The 15,668-nt window shown below is 43.5% G+C and carries 12 protein-coding genes and 2 pseudogenes; 8 read left to right on the top strand and 6 right to left on the bottom strand.

Annotated elements, in window-relative coordinates; translation table 11 throughout:
• Positions 1-92 precede the first annotated feature (92 nt).
• The 7 genes from ACJJIO_RS17325 (at position 93) to ACJJIO_RS17295 (ending at position 7,978) form a co-directional block, all read left to right on the top strand.
• Positions 93-602, top strand: coding sequence for an ester cyclase (locus tag ACJJIO_RS17325; RefSeq protein WP_444905195.1), 510 nt, complete (start codon positions 93-95; stop codon positions 600-602).
• Positions 603-830: 228 nt separating this feature from the next.
• The gene (locus ACJJIO_RS17320) at positions 831-1,145 is read left to right on the top strand and encodes a putative quinol monooxygenase (RefSeq protein ID WP_444909221.1); all 315 of its coding nucleotides are present in this window, start codon (positions 831-833) and stop codon (positions 1,143-1,145) included.
• A gap of 348 nt (positions 1,146-1,493) precedes the next feature.
• The gene (locus tag ACJJIO_RS17315) at positions 1,494-2,303 is read left to right on the top strand and encodes an SDR family NAD(P)-dependent oxidoreductase (protein ID WP_444900404.1); all 810 of its coding nucleotides are present in this window, start codon (positions 1,494-1,496) and stop codon (positions 2,301-2,303) included.
• Between the two features lie 418 nt (positions 2,304-2,721).
• Positions 2,722-3,747 carry a nitrilase-related carbon-nitrogen hydrolase gene (locus ACJJIO_RS17310; RefSeq protein WP_444909220.1) on the top strand — a complete coding sequence of 342 codons (1,026 nt, stop codon included), beginning with the start codon at positions 2,722-2,724 and terminating at the stop codon, positions 3,745-3,747.
• Between the two features lie 709 nt (positions 3,748-4,456).
• Positions 4,457-5,056 carry a DUF4360 domain-containing protein gene (locus ACJJIO_RS17305; protein WP_252082183.1) on the top strand — a complete coding sequence of 200 codons (600 nt, stop codon included), beginning with the start codon at positions 4,457-4,459 and terminating at the stop codon, positions 5,054-5,056.
• Positions 5,057-5,378: 322 nt separating this feature from the next.
• The gene (locus ACJJIO_RS17300) at positions 5,379-7,487 is read left to right on the top strand and encodes a TonB-dependent receptor plug domain-containing protein (protein WP_444909219.1); all 2,109 of its coding nucleotides are present in this window, start codon (positions 5,379-5,381) and stop codon (positions 7,485-7,487) included.
• Entirely contained in the window at positions 7,487-7,978 is a 492-nt protein-coding gene (locus ACJJIO_RS17295) for a TlpA family protein disulfide reductase (protein WP_252082185.1), read from the top strand. The genes ACJJIO_RS17300 and ACJJIO_RS17295 overlap by 1 nt, the downstream gene beginning before the upstream one ends.
• On the opposite strand, the pseudogene ACJJIO_RS17290 reads toward ACJJIO_RS17295, so the two are convergent.
• The 3 genes and pseudogenes from ACJJIO_RS17290 to ACJJIO_RS17280 all read right to left on the bottom strand — a co-directional run.
• Positions 7,956-8,287: pseudogene (locus ACJJIO_RS17290) on the bottom strand (IS30 family transposase); the annotation flags it as partial. The gene ACJJIO_RS17295 and the pseudogene ACJJIO_RS17290 sit on opposite strands and share 23 nt — an antisense overlap.
• A gap of 172 nt (positions 8,288-8,459) precedes the next feature.
• Positions 8,460-9,308 carry a TolB-like translocation protein gene (locus ACJJIO_RS17285; protein WP_444909218.1) on the bottom strand — a complete coding sequence of 283 codons (849 nt, stop codon included), beginning with the start codon at positions 9,306-9,308 and terminating at the stop codon, positions 8,460-8,462.
• Between the two features lie 478 nt (positions 9,309-9,786).
• Positions 9,787-10,206, bottom strand: a complete 420-nt coding sequence (locus ACJJIO_RS17280) for a DUF2267 domain-containing protein (RefSeq protein ID WP_444909217.1) — start codon at positions 10,204-10,206, stop codon at positions 9,787-9,789.
• Between the two features lie 234 nt (positions 10,207-10,440).
• On the opposite strand from ACJJIO_RS17280, the gene ACJJIO_RS17275 reads away from it, so the two are divergent.
• Entirely contained in the window at positions 10,441-11,838 is a 1,398-nt protein-coding gene (locus ACJJIO_RS17275; RefSeq protein WP_444909216.1) for an amidase family protein, read from the top strand.
• A 40-nt stretch (positions 11,839-11,878) separates the two neighbouring features.
• Here ACJJIO_RS17275 and ACJJIO_RS17270 read toward each other — a convergent pair whose 3' ends face one another.
• From ACJJIO_RS17270 to ACJJIO_RS17260, 3 genes and pseudogenes are all read right to left on the bottom strand, one after another.
• The gene (locus ACJJIO_RS17270) at positions 11,879-13,015 is read right to left on the bottom strand and encodes a methyltransferase (protein ID WP_444909215.1); all 1,137 of its coding nucleotides are present in this window, start codon (positions 13,013-13,015) and stop codon (positions 11,879-11,881) included.
• 82 nt (positions 13,016-13,097) lie between these two features.
• Positions 13,098-13,691 (bottom strand): TetR/AcrR family transcriptional regulator, encoded by a 594-nt coding sequence (locus ACJJIO_RS17265; RefSeq protein WP_444909214.1) that lies wholly within the window; start codon positions 13,689-13,691, stop codon positions 13,098-13,100.
• An 822-nt stretch (positions 13,692-14,513) separates the two neighbouring features.
• Positions 14,514-15,656: pseudogene (locus ACJJIO_RS17260) on the bottom strand (IS3 family transposase); the annotation flags it as partial.
• Positions 15,657-15,668 lie beyond the last annotated feature (12 nt).

Genomic DNA, 15,668 nt, shown 5'->3' with positions numbered 1-15,668 from the left:
GTTTGCCCCCATACTCTAAAGCTATTTAGGACCTATCATTTTCACACCTAACCAGCCTATCAGGTAAAAAACTTTACATTGGGAGAATTTAGATGTCCAAGCACCCTTACTCTTTGGCACTAACTGTAACTTTCTTGCTGTTAGGTATTGCCTGCAATGCGATTGCCCAATCAAATAACCTTGAAGAAAATAAAAAAATTGCCATGCAGGCAGCCGACCTATGGCACAGTGGGTCAAAGGTCAATCCTGATTCAATTTTGGCGCCTAATTATATCAACAACCTAGACTCGGCCACAAATTTAAGTACCGGTTCACAAAAACGTAATTTAAAGGAATTCAAAGCCGAAGTCGCCAAATTTCATACGGCCTTTAAAAATGTAAAACTGATTGATTCAATGCAAGTCGCCGAGGGAGATCTTGTCGCAACCCATGTAAAAGTTAGCGCCAATCATACAGGATCATTTATGGGGGAAACTCCAACAAATAAAACCATCACCTGGGATGCCGTAGAGTTTGTTAAAATCAAGGATGGAAAAATACTAGAAACCTGGGTGACCTGGGACAAATATGGTTTCTTGAAACAGATTGGAGTATTGAAATAGCTATTAGAAATCCCAATATAACAGTGCAGATCAAGTCCCTCCAACAAAATCTGGAGATTTACCAATTGGCTTTCACTTGAATGGATTAAGCTTTCAAGTTCAGCCAAATAACTTGCACAGCAGTCATCGCCGTCTAAATTTAAGTTCAAACTTAGACGGCAAAGAATTCAAAATAATTACAACCACTCAATAACAGCCACATTGAGTTGATTTATCTTGAGACTCCCAATGAAAACACCTGTTTTAGTCTTTGCTTCCTTTTACCCAAAACCCGAAAAGGAACAAGCTGTCAAAAATTTGCTCACAGAGATGGTTTCACCATCCAGAGCGGAGCCTGGTAATTTATTGTATGAACTTTGCGAACAGATCGACCAGAAAGATCACAAAATAATCTATAGTCTCATAGAGAAATATATAGATGAAACCGCGCTCAGTGAACACAAATCTTCAGCTCACTACATTAACTACCGAAAGAATATAGAAGATCTATTATCCAGACCTATAAGCGTGGTTGTGCTAAAAAATATTTACCAATCCGACTGAGCTCCTACTCTATGCTCAATAACTCTTGGGTACTTGACCAACTCCCACCTCATAAAGATGACCTACATCTCACGCCTCCTCAGACAGCCTCAGTATAAACTCCAGCCTGCTATTGACACACACATTAATATTTGCGCTCCCTAAAATAGGATGAACAACAACTTTTAGACCTATAATTCAGCTGATTTAAAATCTTTAACTTTTGCCTTAAATCTTGACACCCAAATCATCTACACTGCCATCTTTAACATGAAAGGTTCTCAGCTAATTAAGAAACTGCCGGCAGTTAGGTGCTAACTGTAAGTTAAAAACCTAACATCACAACATTTACACTGTTAGCGGAGTTCAATGTTGAATCTTGGAATTACGAATAGAGTAGCTATTGTAACTGGCTCCAGCTCAGGAATTGGCTATGCCATTGCCAAAGAGCTTCTTGCCAATGGTGCAAAGGTAGTTCTGGTTGCACGCAACGAAGCACGTCTACAAAAAGCAGAGAATAAGCTACATAAAAATTCAAAGTCTGAGGTCACTTCTATATCAATAGACATAACTCGAGATCATGCTGCACAACAGATAATCGATAAAACCCTAAACACCTTTGGAGCACCAGAGATTCTAGTCAACAATGCTGGGCGCGCCCATGCTGGTGGACTTATGTCCTCAACTGAGGAAGACTGGGAACAAATGACTGCAGTAAAACTCACTTCTATGCGGAGAATGTGCAAAGCTGCCATCCCTTATATGCAACAAAAAAGCTGGGGAAGAATAGTTAACATGTCATCTATTGGCGGCACCTACCCAAACCCAAAGCTACTCATATCTCATGTCCTAAGTGCAGCAATCAATAATCTATCAAAATCTCTTGCATTAGAGGTTGCACCGTACAATATACTAGTTAACTCGATTGGAGTAGGCGCAATTAAAACGGATAACTGGAAAAACAACATGATCCCATTTATCCGCAGTAATACGCCAGAGTATGCAACACTTACAGATGATGAAATTCTTGTTCGAGTATCGAACGAATGTACGCCTGTAAAACATCCAGGGGAACCAGAAGACATTGCTACTCTGGCGGCCTTCCTTTGTTCTGCGCGTAATAATTTTATCACTGGGGATAGTATTGAGGCATCAGGCGGAGCTGACCGCTTTATGTAGGATTTAGCTTTCTCATTAACTAACATATACAGCGGCTAACCAACAATAATAGCGAGGCCTTTTATCCCTCACATGTCAATATGAATAACACTTCTTTCTTCATACAAGATCATAGCTCTGGAAACTATCATAACCTCTGTCACAATCACAAAGTTTAATCTTACCCTCTACCGGACAAACAATCATTAACACCGAGCGCACATAATAACAACCCCATACTAACAAGAACAGATTAGTGATCAAACAAACTGATTTGTCACTGGCATTTATTCGCTTACAAATAAATTCGGACGTCCTTTTACTCAAACTAACAGACAATTAAAATAAACTAAAAACTCATCAAATTATAATTTTCTTCAAGTAACAATAGAGATTTTCTCTTCCAAGAGACCGCCAAATTTTCTCAAGGAGAAATAAAGTGCCGGCTATCAACCCTATTCCAGATGCGATGAGTGTAGTGCTTGTCCAATTTTCGCCTTACCCAGCCTCTGATTCAGAAGACATCAAACAAAACATAAAGAGAATTGAAGCATATGTTGATCGTGCATCTTTATGCTTCCCGGGCGTGGATTTAATCATTTTTCCTGAATACAGCACTTACGGATTTGGCTTCCATCCATATGCTGAGCATTTAAAACTTGCTACAACCATACCGGGACCTGAAACAAAAGCTTTTGGGAAAATAGCTAAGCAATATGGTGTTTGGCTGTGTGTATCAATTGTCGAGCTTGCACCTGAGCCACATATGAAACCATATAACGCAATGGTCCTGATCAATGGTGATGGTGAGGTCGCTCTTTCCTATCGCAAAATGGTTCCATGGTGTCCTATGGAGCCCTGGAGTCCCGGGCCTGAAATGTCAGTTTGTAATGGTCCAAAAGGGTCGAAACTGGCCATTGCGATTTGCTCAGATTTTGACTACCCAGAAGTGGCACGTGAAGCAGCTTGGAAGGGTGCAAATGTAATTCTAAGGCCTGCTAAATATATGTACCCATGGGATCATATTTGGGGGATTACAAATCAAGTGCGGGCTTATGAAAACCAAGCTTATGTAGTAGCGGTCAACCATACTGGAGAAGATAGTTCCTACTCTTATTTTGGTCGCTCAATGGCCTGCGATTATGATGGAAACATCATATGCTCTCTAGATGGCAGTGAAGGTATGACAAAAGTTGACCTTTATCCTCAACTAGCTGAAGAGGCTCGTGATAAGCGACTATCGAACAACTATCTTTATCAGATTAAACACCGCGGGTATACAGGAATGCCTCCTAAGGGGGCAACTCATAACCCTTTTACCATATATAGTGACTGGGATAAGATCCCTAAGCGATGGAACCGTGATCCAAGCAACGAAGCCGAGAAGATCGCGAATAGAGGAAGAAAAATTCTGGCTGAAGCTTCAAAGAAAGAAAACCTTAAATCACCAGATTCAGAGGAGTAGCAGTCTTTGCAGAGTTCTTTCTTAGAACTACCATATTTAATTCTGAAATAATTTGGTTACTTAACTCCCCCTTTAATCAAAGGGGGGATCTTACATCCATAAGATCAGCAACTTACTACTGAATTTTCATTGCGAAAGCGGCATCTGAATGATACTTCAGGCCGAAGCTAAATGATTCAGCGCTGCATTTAATTATTTTAATTACTACTTATAAACTATCCAGTATCGAGTATTTTATCTCATCATCATTAAAACCCTAAAAAATATCACTATCAAAAGGCCCACGTTATAAATCAACTCCCTCACAACAATCCTACAACCCATAATGGGCCATTAAATCATAAATCAAATAACATTAATGAACACCCTGTAGAAACACCATCCATGTAGATATTACAACACACTCACTCACACATCTTTTTCGCCCCCTATAATTAACCACACACAACCTCAGGTAACAACATCAATAACCCTACCGTATTAATAAATTATCGTTGAACTCAATCGTGACCCGGCTCACAAACATATTCAAAGCTAAACCACCACCAATGATTACGCCTGCAACCAATTGACATTGCAAATATGAATTTTGCAGTATGAGCCAACTAATTCATTGGGAGACGCCAGCAACAGAACGATTAATTAGGAATTAACACATAGAACTTACAAAGATTAACCGCTCACACTTTTCAAGGAATGGAGAGTATCAATGCTTAATAGAATTCTAGCACTCACACTTTGTTCAATCTTTTCTATCCCCACTTTGGCAAAAACTTTACTAATTGATGGTCAACAAATCGAGATTGGAGAAGTTGCCGTTAATGGTACAGGCTGCCCTGTAGGGTCAGTAACGGCTACGGCAACAGATGATAATAAAAATATCGCGATACTTTTCAGTAAATATAGCGCCGTAACAAATTCTTCAAATCCAATTGCTAGCTCTGATTGTAACTTGGCAATACCTTTAAGTGTAGAACCTGGATTTTCAGTAGGAATATTAGATATTGATTGGCGGGGTACAGTATTTTCTGCCGATGGATCCCTTATCAATTTCCATAGAGAATACTTTTTTTCTGGCAGTCAAGGCCCGAGCCATGACAATAACTGGAATAGCTCTGGCTTTGAGAACTTTGTCCTCAATGATCGCCCACCATTTGCCTACTATTCCGGGTGCGATGGGGAGGCCCTTATTGCGAGAGCAGATACCGTTGCAACAGTAATCGGCGCCGATAGCCTATTTTCTCTGCGTTCTGCCGATGTTGGAGCACAGTTGCTTTTAAATATCCAAATTATTCCTTGTGATGAATAATTAGAGTAATTGTATTCACTCCCCCCTTATTAAGGTGGGGAGTATTTATTAAAATAAAACTCTTGATTTGCATGGCAATATCTACTTCTTGCTTTCAATAATTGAGCAGCCAACCCAGTCAGCAGATCGAAATTCATACTGATGGCTTTATCTGATATTTCGACCATTTTTCAATTATTGAACAACGAGCTACCTGAACGGCACTAGTCATAGCCCCTCCCCCTCCAGTCCTCAAGACGCAAAAAACTACTACCTTTGCTCACTTGCGCCGCAAATGCGAATCATTACCATATGAGATAAATTCACTTCTGGGGAATCACCCATGCTTCGCAAAAGCTTGATTGCCATCGCCCTCTCCTCAGCAATCCCTGCCTCTTTTGCCAATGACGCGTTTTCCGGACAAAACGCTGTAATGGAGGAGACCCTAGTGATAGGTGTCCGCCAGCGATTGTATGAGCGCGGCGCTCTTTTGGACGCCATACAGAAGACTGAAGTCGTAGACGAGAGCCTGATCAAGTCCCAACAAGCGGTAAACCTGACGGATGCCATTGAGAAATCCCCCGGTGTAAGGGTTTCCAATGAGTGTTCTATGTGCGGGGTTAAGCGGGTAATGCTGAATGGTATGCGTGGGGAGCATTCCACCATCCTCACCGACGGCGTTCCCTTACACACGATGATGGCTGGCTACTACGCGGTAGATGCACTGGCCACCACCGGCATCTCACGTATCGAAGTGGCCCGCGGTGCTGGCGCATCACTGCTGGCACCCGAAGCAATCGGCGGAACCATCAATGTGATTTCCAAGGAAATAGAAGAAACTGGCGTCAATATAAATGCCTCCATGGAGGACAACGACAGTTATTTTCTTGGCTTGATGGCAGGCTATCTGAGCGATGATGAACGTACCCGCACATCGCTGGTCATCCAGGATGACAAACATCACCAGATGGACAACGATGGTAACGGCGTCAGCGAAGCGCCGTTACAGGAAAATACCAGTTACGTGGTGCGTCTCTCGCAAGACCTGGGTGAACGGGACAACCTGATCCTTCGCACGGCCTACACCGACTCCAATATTTTTGGTGGCCCCCAGGGAGACAGCATTGGCTCAGTCTTGCACGGATACGATGGTGTGGAGTCTGACCACTTATTTGTCGACGACGATGTGCGACAGCAATATATCGGTAAACCCTGGGAAACCACCGAATGGATAGCCACCACCCGCAGTGAAATTTCCGGCAGCTGGCTACACGAATTTAACGAGTCCTATAACACTTTGCTGACAGTTGCCTGGTCAGAGCATAAACAGGACTCCTTTTACGAGGGGTTCGACTACAGCGCTACTGACACGCTCAATTACTTCGACCTGCGCAACAACCTGATCCTGAATGACCAGCATATGCTCACGTTTGGTGTCGACCTTCGCGATGAATCCATGCTCTCCGACTCTGCTGCAGGGGCGGAAAGTGACAACTACATCGAAGATAGTTTCGACTACCAAACTACCGGCCTTTACCTGCAGGATACCTGGACAGTCTCACCAGATCTTGAGGTGGCACTCGCCATACGCCTGGATAATGCCAAAGCCGATTTCGTCGCCGAGCAAAAACCCGGTACCGAGATCGATGAAATAGTGGTGGCCCCGCGTATAGACTTGCGCTACCTGCACGACGATCAATGGACCTCTCGCGTAGCGATGGGGCGAGGCTACCGAGCCCCTCTATCCTTTTTCGAAACGGATCACGGCATCCTGGATGCGGGAGATGGCTTTGCCATCGATATTGAAAGTCTGGAGAAGTCTCTATCTGCAACTTATGCGCTGAGCTTCGAAGGGGAGCGCCTTAACAGTACCCTGTCATTGGCATTTACCAAAGTAGATAACCTCGCGGCATTAAGTGAAACCGAGGACGGGGTACCGCTGCTTAGCCAAATGCAGGAAAGTGCCTCTGTAGGCGCTGCCGACATTACTCTCAGTTATGCGCTGAACGACAATCTATCTATTGGCGGCACTCTGGAGACCTACGATTACGACGATGTTTTCCGGGAATCCTTTGCCATTGCCCCAGTGGAGCAACGTGCGCTATTCAATCTGGATTACAAAACCGATTACTGGATGCTATACGCTAGCGCCACCTGGATCGGATCTCGTGACCTGGCTGAATTTGGCTACGAAGGCTTTAACCAGCTGGGCGATTCCACACTTAAGAGCACAAACGCAGACGCCTATTGGACACTGGATATGAAATTGACCTTTGATGTGAGTGAAAACCTCAGTCTGTACCTGGGCGGCAACAATCTCACGGATTACACCCAGGTCGAGGAAGGAGAAACCCCTCTGTTCTGGGATGCCAGTGGTGCCTATGACGTAGCCTATATCTATGGTCCCCTGCGCGGCCGTGAATTCTACATGGGCTTCGACTGGAACCTGTAATGCGAACCTGGCTCCTACTCTTCACACTTCTGTTCGCGCCAACTGGCGCGACTGAAGTTCCCACTTCGCTATTCAATTTTGAATTGCACAGCCTTGCCGGGCCCGAACGTATCAACTTGCAGTACTTCAAAGACAAGCCAAGCCTGATGGTACTGGTAGAACCCGACTGCCCCTGGTGCTTTCGCCAGGTTCGAGCACTAAACCGGCTTACACACAAGTGTTCACAACAGTTCCAACCAATTGCCCTGGGTATCAATGGGTCGCGCAAAGCCCTACTGGCTGAGTATCGAAAATTGCGCCCAGAATTTCCCATGTTCCAGGCGAATCGAAAACTCCAACAGGTGCTGGGTGAAACTCCCGGCACCCCCTTCAGTTTTCTAATAGCACCCAATGGTAAGCCGCTGCGTTGGCTCAGGGGATATATTCCTGATGAGCAATTGCAGCCCATTCTGGAGCAAAGTTTTGGTTTTACCTGTAGTAATACTTCTTGATTTCAATTAATAACTGCAATTCCTCATGCTGTAGTAGCTCATCTTGCTGTCCCTTAAATAACTCACTCGGTGACCTGTTACCCCGGCTCTCTCTAGGTTTACTACTCAGACGATCCATTACAAATTGAACCTGCTCGTCTGTTAGTTTATTTAAGTCGGCATCTTTTTGGAAATACTGTCGAATAAGGCCGTTAGTGTTTTCGTTAATCCTCCCCAGGATGAATATAAGTGAGCAAAATAAATTTTGGCCTCTAAATTTTCTGCAATCCTTTCATAACCAGAGAATTCAAGACCATTGTCGAATGGTAATTATTTAGCCTCGTCCGCACTAAGAAAACCAATTAAGTTTGCAGCAATATTAAAGTCAACTTTCATTCGACTTGTGTAGTTAAAAAGCCAGATACTTTACCTCTAGAAATAGATAGCTCTCGCAGAAGATTTATTATCTTTGAGCGTCACTCTAGATTTAATACTATAGAATTTATTTGGGCCTTAGAGTCTCTATATACTGCGCATCTACCCACATTATTTCAAAATTCGGGGGGGTACAACGACGACAGTAGAAAAGATATTTTCCATCTGGTGTTACATACCCACCACCATCTTCCCCCTCTGTATTGATTTTATCACCAAAGTTAATAGCTTCACCCCATGAGCCATCCTGCTGGCGAAAGCTGATATACATGTCGCTATCACCATATCCGCCCTCTCTTTCACTATCCCAGATGATGTAAGACTCATCAGGGGCAATAAAGGGGTGAGCAGTCCACTTGCCCGAGTTTATCTGTTGGCCAAAAGGCTTTGGCGTTTCACGCTTACCATCTAACAGACGTGAATAGCGAAGAATGCCATCGCCGTTTTGACCTACTTCATCAAATACAAAGGTTCCTTTCGCAGAAGCAGTAAGGCGCATAATACGAATGTCTTCAAATTGTGAGCCAAGACTTTTAAGCTCTGACCAACCATTAGCGATACGCTCTCTATATTGATTTCTAGCATACATCGTTTGACCATCCGGTGAGATGGAACCGCCCCAGGCCACTTTAGACTCATGCCATCGATTGTTCTCAAGCTTGAATACAACTTTCGAGGATTTGCCACTTTGGTGATATCTTCTTGTAACGTAGTACTCTTTCATATCGGGCGTGAAGTAACCGCCCCAGTCACGATACTCTCTCGAAGGCTTAGGGGCGAACAGTTGTGGAGTCAGCCCAGGTGGCTTCTGTCCAAGGTAAGGGCCTTCAAGTACTACAGGGGTATCCTTACTATAGCTGGTACCACTTAGAGTTAGCAGGGAAAGTAAAATGACTGCCGTAGAACGATGCCTCATGACTTATCCTTATTTGATCAGGGGGTAACTGGCAATCACTGTAATCAACTTGGCTATATAGCGCCTGACGTCCTTGTCAATTTTGCCTGATTCTTATTCTGATGACGGCAATCAGCTCACTGCATATATAAAATATATACAAATACCACCCTCTTAGGCAGGCTTTTAGTTATGGGCGGTGGTAAGCTCAAGAAGCAATAACAATACGGATCAACCTCCATAGACTCCTCAACTGTTTCCAATCCACCATTCTCCCAGTTTCAGGATTTCTATACTTTTTACTTTGTGGCCAGCCTCTACTTCAGCGATTTCTTCCTCGTAAAATTTACTCTACTATTTTGTGTCCTTCTGGCAATTGCATCGCCTTATCCAGTAGTCATATCCTCTGAGTGCAATAAAAATCCATACCCCCCACCTAACCGTAAAGCGGACTCAATGTGTATAGACTTTCCCACCCTCCTTATGGGCATCTACCCGCTTAGGGTCGCCAAAATTCAAAGGCCCCATCCGGAAGCTTTAAAAGCAACTCATCAAATACCTCTTCATTCACATGTTTCCGTACAGCTTTAGCAACATCTTTAATTGCTGTAACTGTTGAAAAATTGTGCTCTTCTCGTAATAACCGCACCTCCCTGGTCATTTCCTCTTCACTATCAAAGTCTTTCTTTTCTTCGTTAACATCCCAGTCGGCCACAAACAAAGATCTTAGACAAACAGGTAAGATATTGGAAAACGCAATAGCATCGGATGTAGAAATTCGACGGCGGAACACATGAAAAACGCCCTGTGTCATTGTATAGGTAACATGCGTGCTCCAAAGCCCAGCTATATCTCGAGCATAAACTAAATATTCAAAAAATTTTTCAGATGCTTTCTCATATTCCAATGGCACAGTCATAATTAGTTTTGCTAATCCTGATTAATATTAATTACGATTAACACCTTATATCAAACACTACTGACGTAGCGTGATTGATGTATTCTATACTTATAACGATCTGATGTTTTTTCCTAACGGTTAATCATGTATGGCAACCAAACACTCTGTCTATCATAATTCATAACCTTAAGGGTGCAGGATTATGCACTGACATGTACTAAGATTGATTCAATTTTTCATACAAACCAAATTATGACAACGTCTCTACGCCAGCTCTCTGAAATGGTCCGCAAAAGGAAGATCACAGCGACATCCTTAATTGAAGATGCCTGCGATAATGCGGTGGCCCACTCAGATCTGGATGCTTTTATCTGCCTGGATAGGCAAGGCGCATTACAGAAAGCACAGCGTATTGATAACGAGCTGAAAGAAAGCAGCAATAACTGGCCGCTTGCTGGCATCCCCATCGTTGTCAAAGACAATATCAATGTGAGAGGTTTTCAAACGACTGCGGGCACACCTGGTATGAACTTCCAGGCCAAGACTTCTGCCCCAATAATTGAGAGTCTAGAGAAGGCCGGGGCTATCGTCATTGGCAAAACCAATTTGCACGAACTCGCCTTCGGCGTAACCTCGAATAACGCCGCCTATGGTGCCGTCAGGAATCCTTGGGATAAATCCTGCTTTCCAGGTGGTTCATCCGGGGGAACAGCAGTAGCCATTGCCGCCGGGATCGTATCTGCAGGCCTGGGCACAGATACCGCCGGTTCAATCAGGCTGCCAGCAGCCCTCACAGGAATTGTGGGCTTTCGACCATCCACTGGCTGCCTGAGTACCGAGGGAATAGTGCCCTCTGTACCAGCGTTTGATACCCCAGGCCCCATGGCCGCCAATGTAGAGGATACCGCTTATCTGTTTGAGATATTAACCGGGTCTGCCCTACCCCAGGCAAAGCCACTCAATCAGCTGCGCCTTGGGCTTGCCCACCCGTTATTTGATAATCTCTCACCAGGTGTATACCAAGCTTTTAAAGCTGCGTTACATTCCCTTAGCTCCGCGGGAACCGCCCTAATAGAAATCGATTTATCCTCGTTAGTGAGCGCAGTCCTTGATGTTGGGTTTCTTATCGGATTTCATCAAATGAAAACCGCTATGACCCAATTTCTGGTGAGCTACCAGCCTAATACCCAACTGGCTGAGTTGGTTGCAATGATCAAAAGTAATGATGTAAAGGCTGTCTATCAGGAGTCAGTACTCGGCCCTAAGGCACCATCAAATGCCGACTATCAAAACGCTTTAAAGAAGATGCCTGGAGTACGCGACAACTACCTAAAAATCATCCAGCAGCACCAACTAGATGCGATTGTATTCCCAACAGCACCGATCGAAGCTCAATCTATTAGTACTTCATCAAATCAACTTGAACTAAACGGAAAAATACTTCCAACTCTGGATACACTCATACACAACAATGCCACAGCAGCAGTCACCGGTGCTCCCGGAATAAGCATTCCTATTGGGCGAGGCAATAATGGCTTACCGGTTGGTCTGGAACTGGATGGAGTGCCCGGCGCCGACTTAACACTTCTCGCCATTGCAAAGGAAATTGAGCTTCAGATACCACCACTGGTGTCGAATGATCTGAAGTGAAACTTCAGGCCCCATTAGAGATGCCTCAATGACTGGCAGCTCACTTTAACCCTTCTCTTTTCTTTAAAACCATCACTTTAGCGAAAGACCGAACGCTGACAGTCTCAACCAAGTAGAAAGGGCTCTGAGCAAACAACTCATTCCATTCACTGACCGTTCGTTCACGCCCTTTTGTTCCCATTAGCATCTGCATATCCATTGCCGCTAAATTGAGATCTGCCTCTTTCTCCGGCAGTACCGCATCAACAATCGCTAAAGTAGTATTACGTTCACCCATCGCCCGATGAATATTCATTAAAAGCTCTTTAGCCCTGGAATCATTCAGCAAGTGAAAAATAGCCACACACAAATAGATGTCCTTATCACTTACTGCATCTGGAAGTGGGTCATTTAGGATATCAGTAGGATAAAAATCTAATCGTTTCCTAACATCATCATCGAGGTGACTATTCCAATACTCTCGCGCAGTCGATTCTACATTGTTCCTATCAACAACAACTGCAGTCAAGTGTTTGTACGAAGAAAGGATACTGGCACTTTTACTGCCTTTTGCACCGCCCAAATCAATAATTCGATCAAAATTCTTCCAGTTAAAGTCTTGCAGGTATTGTAAACCGGTAAGATGATCAACAGTATCCATTGCATCCGAAAATAGGTCACTAACCTTCGGGTGATCATTCATATAATCAAACATCTCCTTTTTATACACACCTTCAAAAGGCACGCTGCCCTCTTTGATATGCCTCTCAAAGTTGGAAAACCATGGCCTACTAAATTCAGGTGAATTATGCATCAGGATCATATTTTTTACGCTGTTGTCGGCGTTAGTACGAAGCGCTCTTGAATTTCTATTATGCGAAAAACATTTTGGTTCCTCTTCTTTAAAAATCCCCATTGCGCATAACATTCTCATCAATCGATAGAGGTACTGCTTATCGGCTTTGCAGGCATCCGCCAAGTTATCTATCGAAATGGCTTTATCTTCAATATGATCTGCAACATTAAGACAGGCAACAGCATATAAACAGCGAGATTGCCAAAATAAAGATCCTATTTGCATCAAACGAAAGGGAGCCGGGATCAGGCGATTTGGGATATTACACAAACTATAAACCGCATTAGAAACCCTCTGAAAGACCCAATTAGAGACCCTATTCTTTTGCATAGACCTGGGCATAAGAACTCCTCAGAATAAAATGTCTGATAAAAATATCCAATAAAATAAACATCTCTGTTATTACAAACAGAGACTTGAAAGGTTACATATTTTGTAAACCGACCTTTAGGATTCGGCCATTAAAATCGGCAAGCTGCTTTAAAAACTCAGGCCCCATTTCCTGGCCCATTTGCTCCTCAAGAACTGGCTTGGCCAGCATGGGCAACATGGCAAGACTGACAAACGCAATCCTGAGCAAATCATATTCAGTGCCAGCGTCCGAAGGTTCAGCGCCCTGAATTTCCGCCAATCTCCTGGTCCCCCGTTGGCGCCCCCGCTCTAAGAGTTGGCGAATAACATTCTTTCCTGGCCCCTCGTTAAGCGCCATAACTTTCAAGATTAGGGCTGGAAACTTGGGATTCTCCTGCATTGTGGCATAGTAGAGGTCGAAGAAGTCACCAAAATCCCAGTCGCCATCTAGGCTCAGCTGCTCAACAGCATTAATCAGGGGGAGTAAGGTTTGACGAATCATATCTTCGTATAAGCCATCCTTACTGCCGAAGTAATACCGAATCATTGATACCGCCACTCCCGCCTTGGCAGCAATCTGGCGAGTAGTTACCCGGTGATACTCATCGTTCAAAAAGCACTCTCGTGCCGCTTCTATCAACCGATTGGCAACATCTGACTCCTGCATATTCCTTACCATCCTCGATTTGTAATGCAATGGAGGCTAACAGGGTATAGCGCCACCTTCCATAATGACTATTGTTCAATATAAGGGGTTTGTACGAACACTAGTTTTTTTCTAATGTTATAACAATATTAGCAGCCTGCCCCAAGGTAGGCTTTTAAATAGGTATGGAGCTTCCCTTTAATAAAGCTGGTCAGACATATACTCCCTATATCTTCCAGATATTTTTGGCCAGATAAAGATTCTCCAGCGAAGGCCCGTAAATTTGATGATATTATTTTAAATTCACTTTAAAATTTAACTTATGCTAGACTCATAGATAATTTTTAAGCATCAAGTACAGATTTTTTTACAGTTCACTAGCGATTTTTAGCTCAATAACGAATGAATCCGTTCCTGACTGTAAAACTAAATGTTTTTAACAATATGGCTAGCTGCTTCGATTGGATCTCAAAATTTTTCTAACGAATTAGCTTAGCTTTCATCATATAGAAAAATAATTCGACTTCAGCATTATCTAAGTGGCACCCCTTTCGACTTAAGCTCCTTGCGAACCGACATTTCTTCAGGGCTTCTCTAAATTCATCTGTGCTATATTCGCTCCCTGATCCGAGTGGGGCAAACAACCTGCTAGGGCCGCTACCGAATTATGGTATTAATCTAGATACATTTATTAACTTTGTATCACATTTTTTTTGAAAATACAGTACCACAACTATACAGATCAATGTCGGACTACTGGTGCTTGTATGATTATTCTCTTCCGATTCTTATGCTGAAATCCCTTTTCTCTAACGAGCAAATAGAGACCTACTGGCCAATTCTTCAAAGAGTACTAACCGAGTCTAAAGGAAGACTTGAACTAGAGTTTGTTTTTGCCGTAGGCAAAGCGGGATTACCTATTGTTATTTGCAATCCTTGTAAGATACTAAATTTTGCCAAATCAGCTGGATGCCTTACCAAAACAGATAAACTAGATGCAATCCATATCGCATATTTTGGTAAAGCAATGAAGTCAGAGAAACTTAGAAATATCAGTGAATTATTAATTGCCAGAAACCAGTACTTAAGATGAGGACTGTGACCTACATTGGTCTTTCCCACAAAAGTAGACACTCTAGCTATATATTTACGCTCATACTCTGCTGGACTTACATAGCCCAATGCAGAGTGCCTACGAACCCTATTGTAGAAAATCTCAATGTATTCAAACACCTCAGATTTTTCTTGCTCTTCGCTTTCGAATGTTCCGGCATAGACCAGCTCGACTTTTAGCCTGCTAAAGAATGATTCCATTGCCGCATTATCCCAACAGTTAGCCTGGCGACTCATACTCGGCTTGCACTTGCTTTCGGACAAGAGATCTTGGTATTTCTGTGATAGATATTGTACACCCCTGCCAGAGTGAACTATTAGTCCAGGCTTTATTGGTCGTCGCTCTAGGGCCATTTTCAATGCTCGACGTGTCAATTCATCGGTCATCTGGGAGTCAAATGCCCAACCTACAATACGACGAGAGTACAGATCCATAACTACCGCGAGGTATAACCACCGCTCCGGAACCCAGATATACGTAATGTCCCTGGTCCAGCGGCAATTTGGTCGACCCACATCAAAGCAACGCTTAAGTAAGTTGGCAGAGACGTTAATGCTCCCCTCTACGGGCTGACTATATCGAAAGCCTTTGCCGTTTCTCGCTTTAATATGCTCCTGATGCATAAGCTTAGCGACGTAGTTCCGTGAGCATGGCTCACCTAACTCTCGAAGCTCGCAAGCGATTCTAGGCGCTCCATAACGACCTTTAAACGTAGTAAACGTCTCTCGGATTTTCTCGATTGTTCGTATCTTTCTAATCGTGCATAGAGCTGGCAACCGTCCTAGCCACCGATAATAATCCGATCTTGAGACCTCTAAACACCGACACATAAAGCTAACCGGGAATGACCCTACATACTCTTGTATCAGTACGTGCTTTACTCT

The organism is Microbulbifer mixtoriginis (SeqCode), from assembly GCF_052467235.1.
Note: the sequence above shows the minus strand (reverse complement) of the source record. Positions and strands in the feature narration are given on the sequence as shown.

Excerpts from the sequence above, each read along its gene's own strand:
- ACJJIO_RS17325 (WP_444905195.1), top strand. The coding sequence starts at position 93 with ATGTCCAAGCACCCTTACTCTTTGGCACTAACTGTAACTTTCTTGCTG.
- ACJJIO_RS17320 (WP_444909221.1), top strand. The coding sequence starts at position 831 with ATGAAAACACCTGTTTTAGTCTTTGCTTCCTTTTACCCAAAACCCGAA.
- ACJJIO_RS17315 (WP_444900404.1), top strand. The coding sequence starts at position 1,494 with ATGTTGAATCTTGGAATTACGAATAGAGTAGCTATTGTAACTGGCTCC.
- ACJJIO_RS17305 (WP_252082183.1), top strand. The coding sequence starts at position 4,457 with ATGCTTAATAGAATTCTAGCACTCACACTTTGTTCAATCTTTTCTATC.
- ACJJIO_RS17300 (WP_444909219.1), top strand. The coding sequence starts at position 5,379 with ATGCTTCGCAAAAGCTTGATTGCCATCGCCCTCTCCTCAGCAATCCCT.
- ACJJIO_RS17295 (WP_252082185.1), top strand. The coding sequence starts at position 7,487 with ATGCGAACCTGGCTCCTACTCTTCACACTTCTGTTCGCGCCAACTGGC.
- ACJJIO_RS17285 (WP_444909218.1), bottom strand. The coding sequence starts at position 9,308 with ATGAGGCATCGTTCTACGGCAGTCATTTTACTTTCCCTGCTAACTCTA.
- ACJJIO_RS17280 (WP_444909217.1), bottom strand. The coding sequence starts at position 10,206 with ATGACTGTGCCATTGGAATATGAGAAAGCATCTGAAAAATTTTTTGAA.
- ACJJIO_RS17275 (WP_444909216.1), top strand. The coding sequence starts at position 10,441 with ATGACAACGTCTCTACGCCAGCTCTCTGAAATGGTCCGCAAAAGGAAG.
- ACJJIO_RS17270 (WP_444909215.1), bottom strand. The coding sequence starts at position 13,015 with ATGCCCAGGTCTATGCAAAAGAATAGGGTCTCTAATTGGGTCTTTCAG.
- ACJJIO_RS17265 (WP_444909214.1), bottom strand. The coding sequence starts at position 13,691 with ATGCAGGAGTCAGATGTTGCCAATCGGTTGATAGAAGCGGCACGAGAG.